Source organism: Methylobacterium oryzisoli (assembly GCF_046557895.1).
GTDB classification, from domain to species: Bacteria; Pseudomonadota; Alphaproteobacteria; order Rhizobiales; family Beijerinckiaceae; genus Methylobacterium; species Methylobacterium oryzisoli.
Genome location: NZ_JBKIBX010000124.1, coordinates 1 through 839, shown reverse-complemented (window position 1 = coordinate 839; position 839 = coordinate 1). Strand labels below are relative to the sequence as shown.

Here is an 839-nt window from a genome sequence, read left to right as displayed (position 1 = left end):
TCGGGGTTCGGCAACGGCTTCGAGACCGAGGCGCTGCCCGGCGCCCTGCCGGTCGGCCGCAACTCGCCCCAGCGGTGCCCCTACGGCCTCTACGCCGAGCAGCTCTCCGGATCCCCCTTCACCGCGCCCCGCACCACCAACGAGCGCTCCTGGCTCTACCGCATCCGCCCCACCGTCGCCCACTGGAACGCCTTCCACAAGCGCGACGCCCGCCGCTGGCGCACCGCGCCGGCCGCCGAGGTCGAGATGCCCCCCGCCCCCCTGCGCTGGGATCCCGTCCCGATCCCCGACGCGCCCCTCTCCTTCATCGAGGGCATCCACACCATGACCACCGCCGGCGACGCGGGCGCGCAGGCCGGCATGGGCGCCCACCTCTACCTCGCCACCCGCTCCATGCAGGACGAGTACTTCTACAACGCCGACGGCGAGATGCTGGTGGTGCCCCAGCAGGGCGCCTTGCGCTTCCGCACCGAGTTCGGGCTCATCGCGGTCGAGCCGGGCGAGATCGTCGTCATCCCCCGCGGCGTGAAGTTCGCGGTGGAACTCCTCGACGGCCCGGCGCGCGGCTACGTCTGCGAGAACTACGGCGGCGCCTTCACGCTGCCCGAGCGCGGGCCGATCGGCGCCAACTGCCTGGCCAACCAGCGCGACTTCCTCACCCCCGTCGCGGCTTACGAGGATCGCGAGGCGCCCGGCACGATGCTGGTGAAGTGGGGCGGCGCGCTCTGGGAGGCGGCGATCGCGCACTCGCCCCTCGACGTGGTGGCCTGGCACGGCAACTACGCGCCCTACAAGTACGACCTGCGCAAGTTCTCGCCGGTGGGGCCGATCCTGTTCGA

The 839-nt window shown here is 72.5% G+C and carries 1 protein-coding gene; it reads left to right on the top strand.

The features are described 5' to 3' along the window. Positions 1-839, top strand: an 839-nt coding sequence (locus ACKUB9_RS34325; RefSeq protein WP_407531181.1) for a homogentisate 1,2-dioxygenase, incomplete at both ends; no start/stop codon positions are given.